We start from the raw sequence: 19,822 nt of genomic DNA, 5'->3' as shown, positions 1-19,822 counted from the left end.
TTGTAAAACAAAGATAGGAATCAGTCTATAAAAATTTGACTAATTCGAATCTTTTTAATCTTTAGTATATCAATATATTAAATAAAAAAATGGCATCATTTTCATACTTCTATTATTGAAAATCATGAAATACTAGCTTCAAAAATCTGATCAGTTTAACTTTGATATCATTTAAAGGTGTCAATTTTATAACCCCTTTTTAAAAGTTAAGCACGAACAATTAATAAAAAAAGTAGTATATATGCTCATTGTCTTAGCTCTACATAAAAGCCGTTTCATTAAATAAATCTGAATATAAGAAAAATAATTACTTTTCTATTAAGTTCCGTTATAATTATTTATAGTTCGATATCCGTAATATTAAGGAGAGATGGGAATGGTACAAAGTTTACCAAAAAGATCAGAGGTTAAAATAGAAGAAACTTGGAACTTAAAGGATTTATTTGCTTCGGAAAAGGAATATAAAGATGCTTACGCAGAAATAGAGAAAAATGTCCCTGTATTCGTTGAAAAGTATAAAGGGAAATTAGATAGCGCTAATGTCATCATTGATGCTTTGGAGGAATACCAGTCTCTTTATATGAAATTTAGTTTGTTAGGTAGCTATGCAAGATTAGCGATTACGGAAGACCAGTCAAATACGGAAGCACAAATGAGAGCCGGTCAATTTAGTTCATTAGCTGGCAAGGTTGCTAGCCAAACATCTTTTGTTGACAGCGAACTATTAGAAATGCCCACAGAGTTACTTGAGGAAGCAGCAAAACTGGATTCTTCTTACGAAAACTATTTAGTGAAGTTACTAGAAAGAAAGAAATATACGCTTCACCCAGAAGTGGAAAAGGTATTAGCTGCCTACTCTCCAACATTTGATGCACCTTATAATTTATATGAAACAACTAAATTATTGGATATTTCTTTTCCTGACTTTGAGGTAAACGGAAAAACATATCCATTAAGCTACGTTTCCTTTGAAAATGATTGGGAAGCTGAAACAGATACAGTTCTTCGAAGAGCAGCATTTGAAGCTTTTTCATCTAAATTGAAGGAATATCAGCATACCACTGCAAAAACGTATGACATTGCGCTTCAACAAGAAAAAACAACGGCTGACCTGCGAGGATACGATTCGGTATTCGAATATTTATTGTTCGACCAAGAAGTCGATCGATCTTTATATAACCGTCAAATAGATCTAATCACAAAAGAATTAGCACCACATATGAGGAAATATGCAAAATTACTTCAAAAGGTACATGGCTTAGATAAGATGACCTTCGCTGATTTAAAGATTGCCCTAGATCCAAACTATGAGCCGACTATTACAATAGAAGAGTCCAAGAAGTATATTAATGAATCATTATCAGTAATGGGTGATAAGTATTTAGAAATGGTTGATCGCTCTTATAAGGAACGCTGGGTAGACTTTGCACAAAATGAAGGAAAATCCACGGGCGCTTTCTGTTCTAGTCCATATGGTAGTCACCCATACATTTTAATATCCTGGTCGAGTCGAATGAATGAAGTATTTGTTCTCGCTCACGAGCTTGGTCATGCGGGTCATTTCTATTTTGCACACCAAGAACAAAATCTATTTAATTCTCGTCCATCTTTATATTTTATCGAGGCGCCTTCCACAATGAATGAAATGTTAGTTGCCAATCATCTTTTGAAAAGTTCGGATGACCCTAAATTTAAACGTTGGGTAATATCTTCCATTGTTGCTAGAACCTATTATCATAACTTTGTTACTCATTTACTAGAAGCAGCTTATCAACGTAAAGTTTATGAGCGTGTAGATCAAGGGCAAAATGTAAATGCTGAAATTTTAAATGCATACAAGCGAGAGGTTTTAGAAGAATTCTGGGGAGATTCTGTGGAAATAACAGATGGAGCAGAGCTTACTTGGATGAGACAGCCACATTACTATATGGGATTATATCCATACACATATAGTGCAGGTTTAACCATCTCCACGCAGGTTGCTAAACGTATACTAAACGAAGGACAGCCGGCAGTAGACGAATGGTTAGAAGTATTAAAGGCTGGTGGAACTAAATCGCCAGTAGAATTAGCTAAAATGGCTGGTGTGGACATTACAACTGATGAACCACTCCGAGATACAATTGCATATATTGGTTCACTTGTTGATGAACTTGAAAGCTTAACAGAGGAAATTGACAGCAAGTAAGTTAAGAACGAACAAGCTAAACGATACTGCAAAAAAATTTAAAATGCCCCAGAAATTTTACCACTCGTAAAATTTCTGGGGCTTATTATTTAATTAGTGTGTATCAGTTATTAAACAGTATTTACTTGAGCAATTAAACTGTTAGCAAATTCATTAATTTGTTCCATCCTAACTATTAAACATAAGGCGGGTCCACATTCTGTTGCCATTCGATGATTCAGCTCACCTGCATCTAAAACAAAAATTAATCTATAGCGTAAATCCCTTTCCTTCTCAGGCACCAATAATCCATAGTTAGGATAGTAATAAGTACCAAACTGAGGAATATGATAAATACACAACCCTGGATCTTTATGTTCTAGCATACTTAAATATGTGTTATTTAGTCGTTTTAAATCACTTAACATTTCCAGGAAATCTTCTTTTAAACAGCGTATTGATTTTGAATGTACGGCAGGGAAACTGTGACCAGAACGGAAACAAATGTTGAATTTTACGCTCATATCATTTACTGATTCTATATTTAGTTCAACTTCACAAGTTGGTTGTTCTGTATAGTCTTTTAATATTGCCATTAATAAATCCCCCTTAATCTATTATTTTTATATCAAGATATATAAATTTATAGTCAACTATTAGCAACTTGTTTTATAGTAGTATTCCAACAAACCGTTGATACACCCTCCTTCCGCTTTTAAACTACTTCTATATTTAACGAACTTTGCTATAATTATACTAATTAAATAACCAATCCTGTCTAACCACTTTTTTAAAGATATAATCAAATAAGCCATAAAATATGACTTAACAAGGAGTAAATATGAAAAACAAAGTGATTGAGCAATACGAACAAGATGAGAATATGATGATTCAATTATTTGCACAATGGTGTATTAACAATGAAGTAGACCCTTTTGCACTTTATCAAACTGCCTATCCGGAACAAGCAACGAATGAAGCTTTAGCAAAAGCAGTAGAAGAAACAGAAATAAATGCTGTAGATGTAGACACTCAAACCGTAATTCAAGTACTACAGTTGTTTGGCAATGACCATCTAGCCTATGTTGTTTCCGAAATTTCAATTAAAATGAAATAAAGCTATTCCTATTCGCGGGGAATCCTCTCTCTTCCCACCATTATGGAACAAAAAAGAGTTGTAAAATTTCAGAAATTTTTACAAACTTTGTTACAAATCATGTACAATATTATCAGACGGGAAGGGGGAAAATGATGAAAAAGTTTACAAAGGAAGAAAATAGTTGGGCTCTCTACGACTGGGGTAGCTCCGCATATTCCATCATAATTACTACTGCAATTTTTCCTATTTTTTATAAAGGGTCAGCTACTGCTGCTGGCATTGATACAGCTGATTCAACGGTTTACCTTAGTTATACGATTGCGATTTTTACGTTTATATTAGCAATGATCGGACCAATCCTTGGTACCATCGCCGATTACAAAGGCTTTAAAAAGAAATTTTTCTATTTCTTTTTCTTTTTAGGAGTAACAGCAACTGCATTGCTTGCCTTTATCCCCTATGACAAATGGTATCTATTTTTAATTTGCTATACTTTTGCTGCTCTTGGTGCAACTGGAGCTAACGTTTTCTATGATGGCTTCATTGTTGACGTCACCACTAACGAGCGAATGTCTCGAGTATCATCTAGAGGTTACGGTCTTGGATATATAGGTAGTGCTATCCCATTTTTAATCAGTATAGTCATCATTCTTTTGGCCAGCAATAATATCATTCCTATTTCAGATATCACAGCAAGCCGCATTGCTTTCCTTATCACCGCAGCTTGGTGGATTATATTCGCTATTCCGATGTTTAAAAATGTAAAACAGATTCATTATATCGAGCGAGAAAAAAATCCAATTACACAAAGTTTTAAACGACTTGGAAAAACGGTTAAGGAGATTCGTCAGTACCGGGCATTGTTTCTATTTTTAATAGCATATTTCTTTTACATTGACGGTGTAGGAACCATTATTTCAATGTCTACTGCCTACGGTACGGACCTAGGCTTAAAATCTACTGATTTAATCATTGTTCTATTTGTTACCCAGGTAGTCGCAGCTCCATTTGCAATTCTATATGGTAGGCTGGCGGTTAGATTTTCTGAAAAGAAAATGTTATATGTAGGGATTATCGTCTATACAATTGTATGTACGTATGCATTTTTCTTAGAAACTATCACTGATTTTTGGATTTTAGCTATGCTAGTAGCAACCTCTCAAGGTGGGATCCAAGCATTAAGTAGATCGTATTTCGGCAAGCTAATACCAAAAGAAAATTCTAACGAGTTTTTTGGGTTCTATAATATTTTCGGTAAATTTGCTTCCATAATGGGACCTTTATTAATTGGATTTACTACACAAGTTACAGGGAATTCCTCTTACGGTGTATTTAGCTTAATCATCTTATTTATTATTGGAATAATAGTTTTGACACAAGTACCAGAACCAGAAGAAGCACCAAAGCCTGTACCAGTTGATGCTGTCTAATAGTTTGCAAAAAGTGAAATTGCCACGCGCAATTTCACTTTTCACTTTCTGTATGAAATTTAAAATCTCTATACTTTGATGCTCCCGTTGCTCCTAATAAGCTCATTATATTTCAATTTCTTTAATTACTTTTGCCGGATTACCGCCTACCACCACATTCGCAGGCACATCTTTTACAACGACAGCACCAGCTGCAATAATAGCATTATCTCCAATATTGACTCCTGGATTGATAACTGCATGTCCCCCTATCCAAACATTATTTCCAATTGTGACAGGTTTTCCATACTCTCTGCCGGAATTACGTTCTCCTGGATGCAGAGGATGTGTGGCTGTATAAATTTGCACACTTGGTCCAAGCATGCAATTATCCCCAAAGCGAACTTCACAAACATCCAATATGATACAATCAAAATTCGCAAAAAAGTTGTCACCAACATGCGTATTATAGCCATAATCAAATCTAATCGTTGGCTCCATATAAACTAATTTCCCTGTAGAACCTAATAAGTCCATTAGTAGTTCACGGCGTTTTTCCCCTTCACTTTCAATAGTCTCATTATAAATTCTTACCTTTCTCCTTGCCTCTTCCCTGTCTCTAACTAATTCGGTATCTGCTGGATTATACAATTCACCGGACAGCATTTTTTCTTTTTCAGATTTCATTTTTATCCTCCTCATCTTTATACTTAACTGGCATTATATCTCTTGACCAAAGCCTAACACATTTAAGGTAGTTCCAACTTATTTTTTCTATATTGATCGTTAGACTTCTCTTGCCATTAGTTTAGTTAAATTCAAAAAGACAACCCAGTAATTTAGAGGGCACTGAAAAACTAACGAGTTTTAAAATCTAATTGGTTTTTCAACCAAAAACAAGGCACTTTCTGTTCAATTCGAACGGAAAGTGCCTTATTTCATTGTCTATTTCTTACTCTTTTTCATTTAGTAGTTTCATGATCCGTTTCAGGTTGACAGCGAATATCGTTGTGGCACCTTGTATTTCCATGCCAAATAAACCCGCTGATTTTGCCGTTTTATAGCCGTGCGGATTTTTAATCTCACTATTTTTCGCCTCAATTTTATAGCGTTTTTTGGCTAGTTCTTTGAAGGCCTCAGTTTCTTGGAAGGCCTCTTGTTCTTCATGTTCATTTGATTTCAATGAGATGCTATACGTTTTACTTTTCGCACCTTCTGTATAGCAGCCTTCACGCATTGGACAAACTTTACATTTTTCGATGTCAAAATAAAAGGTGATTTTTTGATTTTGATTTTCATTTTTCTTTCCAGTCCGTGCTTTTCGAATCGCCATGTGCCCGACTGGGCACACAAACATACCGGCATCTTTATTAAAATCAAATGCAATTTTTCTTTGACCGTTACCATTTGTGATAACGGGATTTAATTTTGAAATTAATTGAAGTTCTTCCGATTTGGCGTATTGTAAATTATCTTTGCCTGAATAAGCCGTGTCTCCAATGATCGTCTCGATGTCCATCCCTGTCCCTTTACTTTTCTCTACTAATTCTTGAAGATATTGACCATCACTTTTTTCACCAGTTGTTACAATCGCGGCTGTGATAATTCGTTCATCACTCATCGCGATATGCGTTTTGAATCCAAAGAAAGCCGAGTCTGCCGATTTATGTCCGACACGCGCATCAGGATCTTTTGAATGACCCAACTGTGTATCGTAATCATCGATGACTTCTTTTAAGACATTTAATTTTTCTTTCACAGCAGGGATTTGTGCTACTTTTGATTGTGTTTCGACGACTTCCACAACTCGGCGGCAATAATCCAATTCCTCCGTCACTTCATTTGAAGTTGGCTTTTTAGGAAACTTTCCGACCATCTCTTCCTCGAGTTGGTAAACCGTTTTACGCACATTTTTTGATTTTTCTTGTAAAAACTCTTTTGGTGATTTTTGATTATAACGAGCTTTTGTGTGAGTTGCATCGACAATAACGGTTTTACTGGTGATAAGCCCTTTTTCCAACGCAATTTCAACCGTCTTTCCAATGAGTAAATCTAATAGATTCATGTCTTGGAGACGAAGGCGGCGAAATTTTGTAAGAGAACTGGAATCAATGACCTCTTCTTCTGGTGACATATCTAGAAAATATTTAAACGACATATCGAATTTTGAACGCTCTACGAGATCGGCATCTGATAGGTCATGTATGGCTTTCAACAGTAAATATTTGAACATACGAATAGGTGGAATCGCATTTCTACCATTATCCAAACAATATTTTGATTTTAATTCGTCTAAGATAAATGAAAAATCGACGAGCTCGTTGATTTGGCGAAGCATATTATCTTTTGGGATAACTAAATCATACAAAGCTATATAAGGGCTCAAATTTAGTGTTTCTTGTTTGGAAATCATGGCTGCGTCACCTCTAGTTAGTTTTACTCATTATACTATGATAAGAGGATGTAAGATAAAGAAAAAGCGATTGCGTGAACAGAAATCTGTTCACGCAATCGCTTTAGTAATTTCATTGACTTTTTCAGTGCCCTCGTAATTTATTGGGTCGTCTTAATTTCTTTAATTTGAATTTATTTATATTGGAGTTTACCTTTTATAAGCCTTCTCTTTGTCCAAATAAGCGTAAATAATAAGAACAATTCAAATGCATTCGTGACCGCACCGCTCTCTACATTGATAGGAACCGCACTACCTATTGTCATAACGATTGCACCTATAAAAAATACTGCCCATTTTGTTTTCTTCCAAAGAATAGCACTAGTTACGATTAATACAAGTGTTACTAGAAGAATCATAATTGGTGGCCCTGAAGCTTCTTCTGTAGAGACATATCTAAGAACCCCATATTCCTCCTCAGCCTTTAATGTAAGCTGAGACGCTTCCAACCATATTTCAATACCTATTAAAATCAATGTATAAATAATAGCTGATATCGTAAGCCATTTTTTCTGAGCCCATGCTATTCCACTTTCCTTCAATGTACCAACCGCAAATAAGACAAGTAATGGAGTTAAAAATGCATGCGTCCAAAATCGTAAGAGATTCAAGGTTTCCAGCAAATCACCTTCACCGATCCATCTCCCAATACCAATTATTCCATTATCATAGATGAGTGCCAAAATAATAAGATACACAAAGCTTGTCCACTTGAAAACATCTTTTTTCTTTATTCCTATTAATCCCCAAATAAACAGCCCTATATATGCCGCTGTAAAAAATAAGTACAAAATAGTATCCATTGATTTCCCCTCCTTTATTATTTCTTTCCCATAAAAGAGGGGTTATAATCTTAAATTTAATAGTTGTTTTCCAACGAGCATCCTCTGTTCCATTTCGAAAAGTATATCGTATGTAAAAGCAAGCTAGAAAACAAGATCATAAGGATATTTCAAGGAACTGAAATGCAATAAAAAGCTGAGAACTCCACCTATAGCTCATCATTGTATTTCTGCCTATTAACGATTATATTTTTAATTTATCTGTAGTTTAATCAGTGTCGTCATTTTTGAATTGAATATATTTTTGCGTTAATAATCCCGCATGAAATACATTTAATAACATTAAAATGTAGAACACAACCGGTCCAAAGAAAAAACTATTACCATCATTAAATTGTATAAAAGAAAAGGAAGCAATAATAAAGAGAGTGGCAGTTATTGTGGAAAGTATTAATTGACCCTTTGCAGATTTTATCATTTTGTCCCTCCTTAAAGATTACAAATCATTCAACTCTACCTCAAAAAAACAATGACCTATATCGTGTCATTTAAAGTCTCTACATTGATAAACTCTTTAATATTTTAACATAAATATCCAGTTACAACATGGGTAACCGACCTTTGCAGAAAGTCACTATTTTCCTTTAATCAATAATAAAAACACAGGAAAAATATCCTGTGTTAACTGTTATATTTATTATTTCGCAAAAGTAGCAGGCATGACAACAGCGATTACTTCCCCTTTAGCACAAAGGACGTCTCCAGCAAACACCTCAGAAGTCACCTTCCACTTTTTCGGATGTATTTCTTCCACCGTACCGATAGCCTTTAGTTCAACTTTTTGTGGTGTTGGTTTCAGAAAATCCACATGCAGTGAACCCGTCACAAATCGTGGAGGTGCCTCACCACTGCCAGGCTCAAATCCATTTTTTCGGTGAAGAGCAAGTGATGCTGAGCCGGTCCCGTGACAATCTACCAAAGCCCCTATTAATCCACCATACACAAAGCCAGGAATTGCAGTATGCTCTTCTCTAGGTTGATAAATTGTTTCTGTTTGATCTCCATTCCAATATGTCTTTAAATGATACCCCTCTTCATTTAAACGACCACATCCATAACACCAAGCAAAATCATCCGGATATTCATCCTGTATAGCAATTTTGTGTTCTGTCATTATTTCTCCCCCTTTAACAAACCATACAAAAAAGCAAACTATCAGTCAACTTAAATTAAGAGTTTTCAAATAAATATTATTATTTATATAATGATTCTCTCCTATCTTGAAAAACCGGAATTCTACCTCTTACTTCTTCTACAAGATTTAAATCAATATCTACTAGACCGGTAGTTTCCTCCTCATTACCTAACCATACTATTTCTCCCCAAGGGGCAATCACCATCGAGTTACCATTAAATTCATTGTTCGGGTCTTTTCCTACTCGATTTACTGCCACTATATAGCATTGATTTTCGATTGCTCTTGCCTGCAGAAGAATTTTCCAATGATCAATCCGGGCTGCTGGCCACTGTGCAGGAACAAATATTACCTTGGCTCCTAGTAAAGAGTGAGCCCGAAACCATTCAGGAAAGCGAAGATCATAGCATATAACACCTGCCATCTTTATATTCTCGATTTCGAATAAGTTTTTCTTGTTTCCTGCTTTTAAATACAAATGTTCATCCATTAGCTTAAATAAGTGGGCCTTATCATACTCTGTTATGATATCTCCAGAATCATTTACAATATACATCGTATTATAAAAATGAGAATCCTTTTTTGTAGAGACAGAGCCACCGATAATGTGAATATGTAATTCCTTCGCTAGCTTGGCTAATAATTTCTTTGTGTCATTCCCCTCTTTATCAGCTATTTCTTCTAATCTAGTCAAATCATATCCCGTGTTCCACATTTCCGGTAAAATGATTAGTTTAGCTTCTTGCTTTGCAGCCTCTCTAATCTTCTTTTCAACGTTTTCAAAATTTTCTTTAGGATTACCAAATGCTATATCTAACTGAACACAAGCAATTTTCATACCGACACCACCTCTAGACATAATACTAAAAAGGTTATAAGATTTGACTAATATATGCAACTATTTAGAAAAAGAGGTATTGCCCATGGAATTTTCTGATCGTATAAAAAATCTCCCTCCCCAGTTTTTTGCAACACTAGTACAAAAAGTCTCGAAAGCTGTGGCAGAAGGAAGAGATGTGATAAATCTTGGACAAGGTAATCCCGACCAGCCCACACCGGATCATATTGTAAAAGCATTATCAAGTGCTGCTAAAAACCCTCAATCTCATAAATATTCTCCATTCAGAGGAATAAATGAGTTGAAGCAAGCAGCAGTAGATTTTTATTCGCGCGAATACAACGTAAATTTGGATCCTGATACAGAAGTCGCTATTTTATTTGGAACTAAAATTGGTTTGGTTGAACTACCTTTAGCTTTGATGAATGATAACGAGTTAATGCTTCTTCCAGACCCTGGTTATCCAGATTACTTATCAGGTATTGGGCTAGCCAATGTACAATTTGAAACAATGCCCCTGTTAGAGGAAAATAGTTTTCTTCCAGATTACGAGCAGCTTTCTACAGAACAAAAAGAAGCTGCAAAACTGATGTATTTGAATTATCCAAATAACCCAACTGGAGCTTCTGCCACTTCAGAATTTTTTCAAGAAACGGTAGATTTAGCGAAGGAAAATGGTATAGCCGTTGTACATGACTTTGCGTATGGAGGTATTGGGTTTGATGGAAAGAAACCAGTTAGCTTTTTAGAAGCAAAAGGCGCAAAGGAAATCGGCATTGAAATGTATACACTCTCTAAAACCTATAATATGGCTGGATGGCGTGTGGGTTTTGCAGTCGGTAATTCTAAAATCATTGAATCTATTAATATTATACAAGATCATCTTTTTGTCAGTCTCTTTCCTGCGGTTCAGACTGCAGCAGCCGAAGCATTAAATGGCTCTCAAGAATGTGTGGATGAATTAGTAGCACTTTATGAAAAAAGAAGAAACATTTTCATAGAGGCATGTAGAAAAATTGGTTGGAACGTAAAAGCTCCAGAAGGCTCTTTCTTCGCTTGGCTTCCAGTTCCAAATGGCTATACTAGCGAGGAATTTGCAGACCTTCTTTTAGAAAAAGCTGATGTTGCAGTCGCTGCTGGAAACGGCTTCGGTAAGCATGGAGAAGGTTATGTACGGGTGGGGCTATTAGTTGATGAGGATCGACTCGTCGAAGCCGTAGAAAGAATAGAAAAGCTACAGCTTTTTTAATAGTTGCTGAAACACTGATTCAGTCTTCTTGCTAAATATTGCTTATGCATAATTATTTATATAATTCTCTATTTGAAGTTTTCTAAACAATTATAAAAATATAAAAATATCTATTGACTTCAATAGAGCAGTGTAGTAAATTTTTTCTATAGTAAAAACGAAAAACTTAATAGATTATTATCTCTTATCAAGAGTAGCTGAGGGACTGGCCCGTTGAAGCTCGGCAACCATCTATACTAAAAAAGTATAGAAAGGTGCTAAATCCTGCAAAACATTTTTGTTTTGGAAGATAAGAGAGGACCATACATATTTGTGTGCCTCTCTTTCTTTTGAAAGAGAGGCTTTTATATTTATTCGTTTTTATTAATACATATTCAGGAGGAATTACGATGAAAAAATTAAGCTTAGTATTATCAGGTGTTTTATTAACAGGGTTACTCTCGGCTTGTGGTGATGATGCTACTTCAGGACCATTAGATGAAAATAAATTAGTTATTGGCGTTACGTCAGGTCCACATGAACAAGTTACTGAGGTTGTTGCGGAAGTTGCAGCACGCGACGGACTAGAAATTGAGATAAAGGCTTTTTCAGATTTCGTACTTCCAAACACAGCACTTGCTGAAGGAAGCTTAGACGCAAACAGTTATCAAACTCTACCTTTTCTTGACTCATTCAACGAAAATAATGATACAGAGCTAGTACCAGTCGCTGAGACTATTTTACTTCCAATGGGCGTTTATTCTGAAAAGTATTCATCCTTCGAAGAATTGCCAGATGGGGCTACCTTTGGACTACCAAATGATCCAACACAAGGTGCACGAGCTTTAGACATATTAGAAGTGAACGGTTTTATCAAAGTGAAAGAAGGTAAAAAAGGAAATGCTTCTATTCATGACATTGAAGAAAATCCTAAAAACCTTGAATTTATTGAATTAGAGGCTGCTCAAATAGTAAAACAGCTTAGTGAGGTCGATGCAGCAGCAATCAATTCCAATTATGCTTTGGAAGCTGGTATTAACCCTGGAGAAGAATCTATTTTGTTAGAGTCAGCAGATTCACCATACGTTAACCATATTGTTGTTCGTAAGGAAAATGAAAATGACCCTGTCATTCAAAAATTCATTAAAGCATACCATTCAGACGAAGTTAGAGAATTTATTGAAGAAGAATTCCAAGGTTCTGCACTACCAGGATGGTAAAAGTAAAAAGTAGTTAGAAAAGCGTAGGAGTCTATGTCTGCACCGACAGGCAAATGGGAAAATGCGAGGAGGCAGATCCACAGCCACCGCAGTATTTTCCCATTTGACCCCGAGGGGCAAGACGCCGAAGCTAGACAACTAGAAAAGCGTAATCGCCTATGTCTGCCGGCGTTTCTTTAGAAAGGAAGATCATTCATGATAGTTTTAGAAAATATTACAAAAGAATTCAACAGTAAAAGTAGTACGGTTAAGGCTGTTAATAACGTAAGCATACACGTAAAAAAAGGTGAAATTCATGGTGTTATAGGATATAGCGGTGCAGGGAAAAGTACGCTCATTCGCTGTGTAAATCTATTAGAGAAACCAACATCCGGAAAAGTATACATAAACGGCAATAACATTACCCCCCTTCCCCCGGCGAAGCTACGTATGGTACGAAATAAAATAGGAATGATCTTTCAAGGATTTAACCTTCTAAAAACAGCAACTGTTTATGATAATATTGCCATTCCATTAAAGCTACTCGGCTATAACAAAGCAGAAGTAAAAAGTAGAGTAGAAAAGTACTTAGAAATAGTTGGTTTATCTGATAAGTATAAAAGCTATCCAAACCAGCTTTCAGGAGGGCAAAAACAACGCGTCGCAATAGCTAGAGCCCTTGCACAGGAACCCGAAGTACTATTAAGCGATGAAGCAACAAGTGCATTGGATCCTGAAACTACTGATTCCATACTAGATTTGTTATTAAAAATAAATAAAGAGCTGGGTATCACTATTCTACTAATCACCCATGAGATGAATGTCATTCAAAAAATATGTGATCATGTGTATGTAATGGAAAAAGGAGAAGTTGTAGAAGCAAACACGGCGATTAACCTTTTTACAAAGCCAAAGCATCCAACTACAAAGAAGTTTTTAAGCACAATCAGTCAACGAAATCTATCCCCGTCTCTAATTTCTCAGCTCCATGTAACAGGTGCTGTTACACGTTTAACATTCGTTGGAGAGAGCACTGGCAAGCCCTTATTAGCAGAGGTTAGTCAAAGATTTGAAGTCCAGCCTAATATATTAACCGCCAATATCATTGAGTTGAAAAATGGGATTGTGGGTAATATTGTCATCCATTTAGTCGGAGACCCGGACCAAGTTCAGTCTGCAATCCAATTTCTAAACGAACGCGGCGTTGAAACGGAAAACTTGGAGGTGCAATCATGAGTAGAATAGAACAATTTACAAACCAATGGTTGCCACTAATTGGAGAAGCCATCATAGAAACATTTCAAATGGTCGGGATCTCTTTATTGATTTCCATCTTGATAGGTATTCCCTTAGGCATCCTAATCGTTCTAACGAGACCTGGTCAAGCGCTACAAAATGCAGTAGTTTACCAGTTAAGTAACCTTCTAATTAATATTATTCGTTCTATCCCGTTTATCATTTTATTATTCTTTATCCTACCTTTTACAAAATTACTAGTAGGTACAACAATAGGTGTTAAAGGTGTGATCGTTCCACTAGTCATTTACACTGCTCCGTACATTGCTCGATTAATGGAATCTGCGCTTCTAGAGGTACAAAATGGAGTCCTAGAAGCATACACAGCTATGGGAATAAAAACCCGTTTTATTATATGGCATGTGCTGCTCCGCGAGGCTCGTCCATCCATCATATTAGGTTTAACGATTGCAACTGTAGGATTAATAGGAGCAACTGCGATGGCAGGTATGGTTGGTGCTGGTGGTCTAGGAGACTTGGCCTATCGATTTGGGCATTTACGCTACGAAGAGGACGTTATGTATGCCACAGTAGTTGTCTTAATTATTTTGGTACAAGGAATTCAGTCTATCGGTAATAGATTAGCTGCAAGATTAAAAAAGGATTAGTCTACCAAAATGTAGATGGTTTGAATATCCCTAATTTTATGTAAGAGGTGTAGATTATGTCCAATGCTAAAAACAATGACCTACTATTAGGCAATATAGATAATAATGAACAGTACCCTATTGACTTTAACGAATTAGAGAAGGCTGCAAAAGAAACATTAGAGGCTGGTCCCTTTGGTTATATTCGATCATCTGCAGGTGGAGAAGAAACCTATAGAAAAAATATAAATAGTTTTTCGAAGTACTCAATCGTTCCAAGATTTTTAAATGATGTATCTACGCTAAATACCGAAGTAACAATACTTGGTAAAACTTATCCTCACCCCCTCTTCATCGCTCCAGTTGGAGTAAATAAAATTGCACATGAAGATGGTGAAATTGCTGTGGCAAAAGCTGCAGCTAAGTTTGAGTTTCCTTACATACAAAGTACTGTATCGAGCTTTTCTATTGAAGAGATTGCTTCCGCAACTCCCGGCAGCTCTAAATGGTTTCAGCTATACTGGTCTTCTAACAAAGAGATAGCGTTTAGCATGGCTAAACGCGCGGAAGCTGCTGGCTATGAAGCAATTGTCCTGACAGTAGACACGGTTATGCTCGGTTGGCGAGAAGAAGATATTCGCAACCAGTTCTCTCCTTTAAAGCGCGGCTTTGGCCAAGGTAATTATGCTTCAGACCCTGTTTTTATGGCTGCTTTACCAGAGCATTCTCAGGAGGCTATCGTTGATAGTATTTTAGAGAATATATATCATCCTACCTTGAACTGGAATGATATATCCGAGCTAAGGAACTACGTTTCTCTCCCGATTTTGATTAAAGGGATCCTCCATCCAGAGGATGCCAAACTAGCAGTAAAACAAGGAATAGACGGCATCATTGTCTCTAACCACGGTGGACGGCAACTGGATGGCGTTATTGCAAGTATTGATGCACTTCCTGGTATTGTAAAAGCTATTGATGGAAGAATTCCTGTTTTATTTGACAGTGGTATTAGACGAGGCTCTGATGCTGTAAAGGCTCTAGCTCTTGGTGCCTCTGCTGTATGTATCGGCCGCCCCTTCGTTTGGGGGCTAGCTGCTGGAGGACAAATAGGAGTAGAAAGGGTCCTAGAGAATTTCCTGCAAGAGACAAAGGTTTCTATATCCTTGGCTGGTGTTCGTAATATGAAAGAACTTCAGCGCATGACGGTTACGAAAGAATAACAATAGTAGATAACCCCCGTTCTATGAGAATGGGGGTTTTTGTTTCTATCAAATTATCGATCTATGGTACAAACACATTTAGCAAAAAAATAAGTATTCATTTATTTTACATTACGTTTGTTCAGTTTTTGGCCATTGTTTTTCTGAAGCACCCTTAGTCCCTACCTGTATGTCAGTTTACATTTTAGACATTAATCGTTTGGCAATGGCTTGGAATTCCTCTGGACCGATTCCAGGAGCGAACTCTTCCGGGAGAGATTCTAATTCAGGAATTTTATAGCCTTTAGGACTACCTTCCTTCACAATTAATTGGTCCCCACTTGTAGGATTCTTACCCTTCCAGATTTTATCAATGTCTTTATAATCGCCTACGTTGTTCCATGTAAAAAGCACATTCCCATATCCTAAATCCTCGTATTTTCGTGCCTGATCAAACGCACGATTATCAAGGTTAGGAATTGGCAACATTTTAGTTACATCTACACCTGTAGCTATTTCAAGGGCTTTTGCATAAGCGATAATATGCGTCCCTCCACGAACTAATAAATATCCGATCATTTCCCTAGCAGTTGGGTGATCAGTCATTTCATATACTCTCATTTTATGGGTTCTTGCACCACATTCCAAAAAGAAATTATGCAAAAGATCTAATACTAGGTTACCACTAGAAAATACATAATCTCCTCTCCAAGGATTTCCCATGGAATCTCCGGCTAAGGAGGTTTGAGCATTGGCTATAAAAGCATAAGTGTTTCGCATATTTTTGGCATCTTGTAGTGGTGCCACATCTGGGTCTCCACTGAAGCTAGTTCCTTTATATAATAGATTTATCGTATTGGAGACGAGCTCCACATGACCAAATTCCTCCGCTGTTATACTGGCCACCAAATCATAGAATGGTTTTAGCTTAGTTTTGCCACGGAAGTTAAAGGATTGATACATATAGTTGTTAAGTGTCGACATTTCACCAAATTTACCACCTAAGAGCTCCTGCACAGCGGAAGCCGCATTTGCATCTCCATATTCTAAATTGGGCAATTCAATCAACAATTTATCTACTCTATTAAACAATTAACCATCCTTTCATTTAGATATGTTCGGAGAAATCCAAACGATAGCTTGTATACGTACATAAAAAGGAACTCCACCTACATTCACGACAAGGTGATCTGGAGCGACTGCTGTCAATTTTCCTTGAAGGATATTTTTAGTCGTTTGCACTGCAATATTAGTGCCTATTAAACTTTCTGCTGCTTGGAATACATAACCATCAAACGGACTTACAAACTCCACGCTACTTCTTTCATTCAACTTCCATCATCCCTTCTTTGCATTCATATTAGTTTATGAGAAAATGTAGTATATGGTCACATTACTCAATAACTTAAGAAAAGGAAGAGAAAATGATTAAAAGACTTTTGGTAACTGGGTATAAAGCCCATGAATTAGGGATATTTAATGATAGCCATCCTGGAGTTCCTATTATAAAAAAAGCGATTGAGAGTCAAATGCGTGCTCTCCTTGATGAAGGACTGGAATGGGTTATTCTTAGTGGACAGCTAGGCGTGGAAACATGGGCAGCAGAGCTAGTAGTGGAGCTAAAGAAGGAATTTCCCCAGCTAAAATATTCTATTATTACACCCTTCTTGGAACAAGAGAAAAATTGGAATGAGCAGAAGAAGGAAAACTATCAAAGGCTTATTGCACTTGCTGATTTTCATACAAGCGTGACAAAAAAGCCTTATGAGGCGCCGTGGCAATTTATCGAAAAAAACAAATTTCTCATTAGAAATACGGATGCCATGTTAATCATTTATGATGACGAAAATGAAGGATCACCAAAATTTATTAAAAAACTTGCTCAAAGTTATGCAGAAAATAATAACTACCCTATAATTAGTATTGACGCATACGACTTACAAGTAATTGCAGATGAAGAAAGGAACGATTATATATGATAAAAAAGAAACTAACTCAAAAAATTACGGAACATGCAGGAGAAAGTCTCTCACTGACGAAAGAAGAGCACGACTATGCTTTAACTAATGAACTTTTATCGGATACTGCCAGTATATCCGTAATCGAAAGCGACAAACTATTTGAAAATGCAATCATTGAAAGATTCGATAAAGAAACAGAGGAATTAATCTCAAAAGAATCTAACGCCTTTTTAAAAACTCCTATTTCTCATTTTAAAGAAAAAATGAACGAGTTTATGTACTTAGAGACTCCTCATTTCGAAACATTAAGTGTAGACGCTATCGCCTTTGAGTACGATGAAGTATTTGAAGTATATACAGCCATGTTTGGACTATCCGTACAAAAGAAACACGGGGACGCACTAAAAGCATATTTGAACGAACACTTTGATGGAAAAGCAATGAATTACAGTGTCATGTTCTCTGCTGGAGATGGCCTGTGGGAAGTCAATCTACCTTTAAATTATATTGACGGATTTAACACGAATTATACAATAGAAGAAACATACCAGTTTTTGTATCGCTTCCTGTTCTCATTAGTAGCTTCAACCGAAAACTAAATGCATACATAATCGTGATTCCCCAAAAATCACGATTATTTTATTTCAAAAGTGTTACAGGTGCCAGGCACCTGTAACACTTTCTTTTTAACTGAGCGTGTATACATATTTTTGTTTGTTCTGTTCACACTAATCGAGATGTTTCAATACATCTTAATGGAGGAGGAGAATAGATTGGATAACACATACAGTCAAAATCACAGTGAAACGATGAATGGGCAAACGGTTGTACCTCATTTTAATCATGGTGCGCACGAATTAATGGATGTACATGAGGTATTGTCTGCAGCAATCGGTGCATTAAACTTGAGCACCATTTTACGTCCACACGTGAAGGATCAGGAATTATTAAGCATTCTAGACCGTCAATATGCTTTTGCTTTAGACGAGTATAATATGCTAGTGGAATGCTTTAAAACTGGTAAAGACCCTTCACATCGCACTGCATCTTATAAGATGGCAACGCAAAATGATTTTACTTATGGTCTAAAACCGTCATCACAACCTAAAAAACCTATCCAAAGTGCTTCAGAGATAAATGACGAAATGATCTCCGGTTATTTGTTAGGCTCTGCTAAAGCAGGAGCTGCTGGTAAGGTTCCTGCAGCGCTAGAAGCTACTAACCCGGTTGTGCGAAGAGTCCTGCAGGATTCAATTCCTAACTGTATCGAGATGGCTTATGAGCTTTCCATTTATCAAAACAAGCACGGTTACTATCAAGTACCACGCTTCGATGACCAAACGATGGAACAAATTTTTAATCACTACGGGACTGCTCAAGGTCCAATGTACAAAATGCAATAGTAACCTAAATAAGCGCTTTCTGTTCCCCTTAAGGACGGAAAGCGCTTATTTCTTAATAGAATTTTTGTCTTTCCTCACTCTTTTCCAGTATAATAAAATAAAACCATATTAATGAAAAGGTGAAGATATGCAAGTTGCTATTTTTGATTTTGATGGAACATTATATGAGGAAGAGACATTCAAGCTGCTAATGAATCACTTAAAGGTACATCCAACTTATCATCCACAATATAAACGTTTTTATAGATCCATCGTTCCTCCCTATATTGCCAATAAACTCAAGCTTTACCCAACTACTAGTATGAGAAAACGGTCCATGCAATTATATCTGGAGGCTTTTGAAGGTAGAACACAAGATGAGATGTATCAATACTTTGACGAATTAAAAGAGCAAATGCAACAAAGCTTCAATAAAAAGGTTTTAGAAAAATTGAATGCTCATCAGCAAGAAAATATACATATTTATCTAGTCTCAGGTGCTTATACCCAATTTTTAGAACGTGTCACGGAAGGAATTTCATTTACCGAGATCATCGGAACTGAAATCATTTACAAAGATAACTATGTGTATACAAAGACTCCACTAGAGCATGTAAATGGCAGGGTGAAGACGAAAAAGCTTTTAGAAAAGCTAGAAGGCCAAGAAATAGATTGGGAAAACAGCTACGCTTACGGAGATAGCTATTCAGATTTACCCGTCCTTGAATTAGTCGGGAATCCTGTAGCTGTAAAGCCTGAGGAAAAACTTCGAACTATTGCCCAAGAACGAGGATGGGAAATACTTAGATAGAGAAGCTTTTATTTTAGACAGACCCACACAAATTGGTGCCTAAACAGCCTAAAAGCTACCTAATCGATGATGATTGGATAGCTTTTTTATGTGACCGACCGATTTTGCTCAATAACCGAACGATTATTTGGCAGAACCGACCGATTACGCCAACAAACCGACCGATTGTCAAATATATATAATAAAAACTAACATATACTTCTAACAAAAAAAGACC

21 protein-coding genes and 1 riboswitch are annotated in these 19,822 nt (G+C 36.5%); of the genes, 12 read left to right on the top strand and 9 right to left on the bottom strand.

The genetic code is table 11. The features are described 5' to 3' along the window. The first annotated feature begins 376 nt into the window (after positions 1-376). A complete protein-coding gene (gene pepF, locus NSQ95_RS08620) occupies positions 377-2,188 on the top strand; it encodes an oligoendopeptidase F (protein WP_342560701.1) in 1,812 nt (603 codons plus the stop codon). A gap of 110 nt (positions 2,189-2,298) precedes the next feature. On the opposite strand, the gene NSQ95_RS08615 is transcribed toward pepF, so the two are convergent. Then, the gene (locus NSQ95_RS08615; protein ID WP_298471724.1) at positions 2,299-2,763 is read right to left on the bottom strand and encodes a hypothetical protein; all 465 of its coding nucleotides are present in this window, start codon (positions 2,761-2,763) and stop codon (positions 2,299-2,301) included. Between the two features lie 245 nt (positions 2,764-3,008). Here NSQ95_RS08615 and NSQ95_RS08610 point away from each other — a divergent pair, with 245 nt between their 5' ends. Both NSQ95_RS08610 and NSQ95_RS08605 read left to right on the top strand, forming a co-directional pair. Continuing rightward, positions 3,009-3,284, top strand: a complete 276-nt coding sequence (locus NSQ95_RS08610; RefSeq protein ID WP_342560700.1) for a hypothetical protein — start codon at positions 3,009-3,011, stop codon at positions 3,282-3,284. 134 nt (positions 3,285-3,418) lie between these two features. After that, positions 3,419-4,696 (top strand): MFS transporter, encoded by a 1,278-nt coding sequence (locus tag NSQ95_RS08605; protein WP_251556171.1) that lies wholly within the window; start codon positions 3,419-3,421, stop codon positions 4,694-4,696. 105 nt (positions 4,697-4,801) lie between these two features. Here the strand turns inward: NSQ95_RS08605 and NSQ95_RS08600 are convergent, their stop codons facing one another. The 6 genes from NSQ95_RS08600 to NSQ95_RS08575 form a co-directional block, all read right to left on the bottom strand. Continuing rightward, positions 4,802-5,362, bottom strand: coding sequence for a sugar O-acetyltransferase (locus tag NSQ95_RS08600; protein WP_169360152.1), 561 nt, complete (start codon positions 5,360-5,362; stop codon positions 4,802-4,804). A gap of 265 nt (positions 5,363-5,627) precedes the next feature. Continuing rightward, positions 5,628-7,088, bottom strand: coding sequence for an IS1182 family transposase (locus tag NSQ95_RS08595; protein ID WP_340881957.1), 1,461 nt, complete (start codon positions 7,086-7,088; stop codon positions 5,628-5,630). A gap of 173 nt (positions 7,089-7,261) precedes the next feature. Further along, entirely contained in the window at positions 7,262-7,930 is a 669-nt protein-coding gene (locus NSQ95_RS08590) for a hypothetical protein (RefSeq protein WP_342560699.1), read from the bottom strand. A gap of 247 nt (positions 7,931-8,177) precedes the next feature. After that, the gene (locus NSQ95_RS08585; RefSeq protein ID WP_169360154.1) at positions 8,178-8,387 is read right to left on the bottom strand and encodes a hypothetical protein; all 210 of its coding nucleotides are present in this window, start codon (positions 8,385-8,387) and stop codon (positions 8,178-8,180) included. A 219-nt stretch (positions 8,388-8,606) separates the two neighbouring features. Beyond that, a complete protein-coding gene (locus NSQ95_RS08580; protein ID WP_340883665.1) occupies positions 8,607-9,083 on the bottom strand; it encodes a PaaI family thioesterase in 477 nt (158 codons plus the stop codon). Between the two features lie 79 nt (positions 9,084-9,162). Then, complete coding sequence (locus NSQ95_RS08575) at positions 9,163-9,942, bottom strand: carbon-nitrogen family hydrolase (protein ID WP_342560698.1); 780 nt, start codon at positions 9,940-9,942, stop codon at positions 9,163-9,165. Positions 9,943-10,027: 85 nt separating this feature from the next. Between NSQ95_RS08575 and NSQ95_RS08570 the strand changes: the two genes are divergently transcribed. From NSQ95_RS08570 to NSQ95_RS08550, 5 genes are all read left to right on the top strand, one after another. Then, entirely contained in the window at positions 10,028-11,191 is a 1,164-nt protein-coding gene (locus tag NSQ95_RS08570) for a pyridoxal phosphate-dependent aminotransferase (protein WP_342560697.1), read from the top strand. 181 nt (positions 11,192-11,372) lie between these two features. Beyond that, a riboswitch (SAM riboswitch) is annotated at positions 11,373-11,487 on the top strand. 93 nt (positions 11,488-11,580) lie between these two features. Then, positions 11,581-12,390, top strand: a complete 810-nt coding sequence (locus tag NSQ95_RS08565) for a MetQ/NlpA family ABC transporter substrate-binding protein (RefSeq protein ID WP_342560696.1) — start codon at positions 11,581-11,583, stop codon at positions 12,388-12,390. 195 nt (positions 12,391-12,585) lie between these two features. Continuing rightward, positions 12,586-13,605: an ATP-binding cassette domain-containing protein gene (locus NSQ95_RS08560; RefSeq protein WP_342560695.1), complete on the top strand. Its 1,020-nt coding sequence runs from the start codon at positions 12,586-12,588 to the stop codon at positions 13,603-13,605. Next, positions 13,602-14,273 (top strand): methionine ABC transporter permease, encoded by a 672-nt coding sequence (locus NSQ95_RS08555; RefSeq protein ID WP_342560694.1) that lies wholly within the window; start codon positions 13,602-13,604, stop codon positions 14,271-14,273. The genes NSQ95_RS08560 and NSQ95_RS08555 overlap by 4 nt, the downstream gene beginning before the upstream one ends. Positions 14,274-14,329: 56 nt before the next feature. Continuing rightward, positions 14,330-15,472: an alpha-hydroxy-acid oxidizing protein gene (locus tag NSQ95_RS08550; protein WP_342560693.1), complete on the top strand. Its 1,143-nt coding sequence runs from the start codon at positions 14,330-14,332 to the stop codon at positions 15,470-15,472. A 177-nt stretch (positions 15,473-15,649) separates the two neighbouring features. Here the strand turns inward: NSQ95_RS08550 and NSQ95_RS08545 are convergent, their stop codons facing one another. Together NSQ95_RS08545 and NSQ95_RS08540 are read right to left on the bottom strand one after the other, a co-directional pair. Then, a complete protein-coding gene (locus NSQ95_RS08545; protein WP_342560692.1) occupies positions 15,650-16,543 on the bottom strand; it encodes a manganese catalase family protein in 894 nt (297 codons plus the stop codon). 12 nt (positions 16,544-16,555) lie between these two features. Further along, positions 16,556-16,783, bottom strand: a complete 228-nt coding sequence (locus NSQ95_RS08540; RefSeq protein WP_169361494.1) for a YuzF family protein — start codon at positions 16,781-16,783, stop codon at positions 16,556-16,558. 92 nt (positions 16,784-16,875) lie between these two features. Here NSQ95_RS08540 and NSQ95_RS08535 point away from each other — a divergent pair, with 92 nt between their 5' ends. The 4 genes from NSQ95_RS08535 (at position 16,876) to NSQ95_RS08520 (ending at position 19,605) form a co-directional block, all read left to right on the top strand. Next, positions 16,876-17,430, top strand: a complete 555-nt coding sequence (locus NSQ95_RS08535; protein ID WP_342560691.1) for a DUF1273 domain-containing protein — start codon at positions 16,876-16,878, stop codon at positions 17,428-17,430. Beyond that, positions 17,427-18,011, top strand: a complete 585-nt coding sequence (locus NSQ95_RS08530) for a branched-chain amino acid aminotransferase (protein WP_342560690.1) — start codon at positions 17,427-17,429, stop codon at positions 18,009-18,011. The genes NSQ95_RS08535 and NSQ95_RS08530 overlap by 4 nt, the downstream gene beginning before the upstream one ends. 210 nt (positions 18,012-18,221) lie before the next feature. Beyond that, complete coding sequence (locus tag NSQ95_RS08525; protein WP_342560799.1) at positions 18,222-18,815, top strand: spore coat protein; 594 nt, start codon at positions 18,222-18,224, stop codon at positions 18,813-18,815. A 127-nt stretch (positions 18,816-18,942) separates the two neighbouring features. Beyond that, a complete protein-coding gene (locus NSQ95_RS08520; RefSeq protein WP_342560689.1) occupies positions 18,943-19,605 on the top strand; it encodes an HAD family phosphatase in 663 nt (220 codons plus the stop codon). Positions 19,606-19,822: the final 217 nt, after the last annotated feature.

This window comes from Psychrobacillus sp. FSL W7-1457, assembly GCF_038593405.1.
In the GTDB taxonomy this organism is placed as follows: Bacteria; Bacillota; Bacilli; order Bacillales_A; family Planococcaceae; genus Psychrobacillus.
The sequence above is the reverse complement of the archived record's forward strand: the minus strand, read 5'-3'. Positions and strand labels throughout refer to the sequence as shown.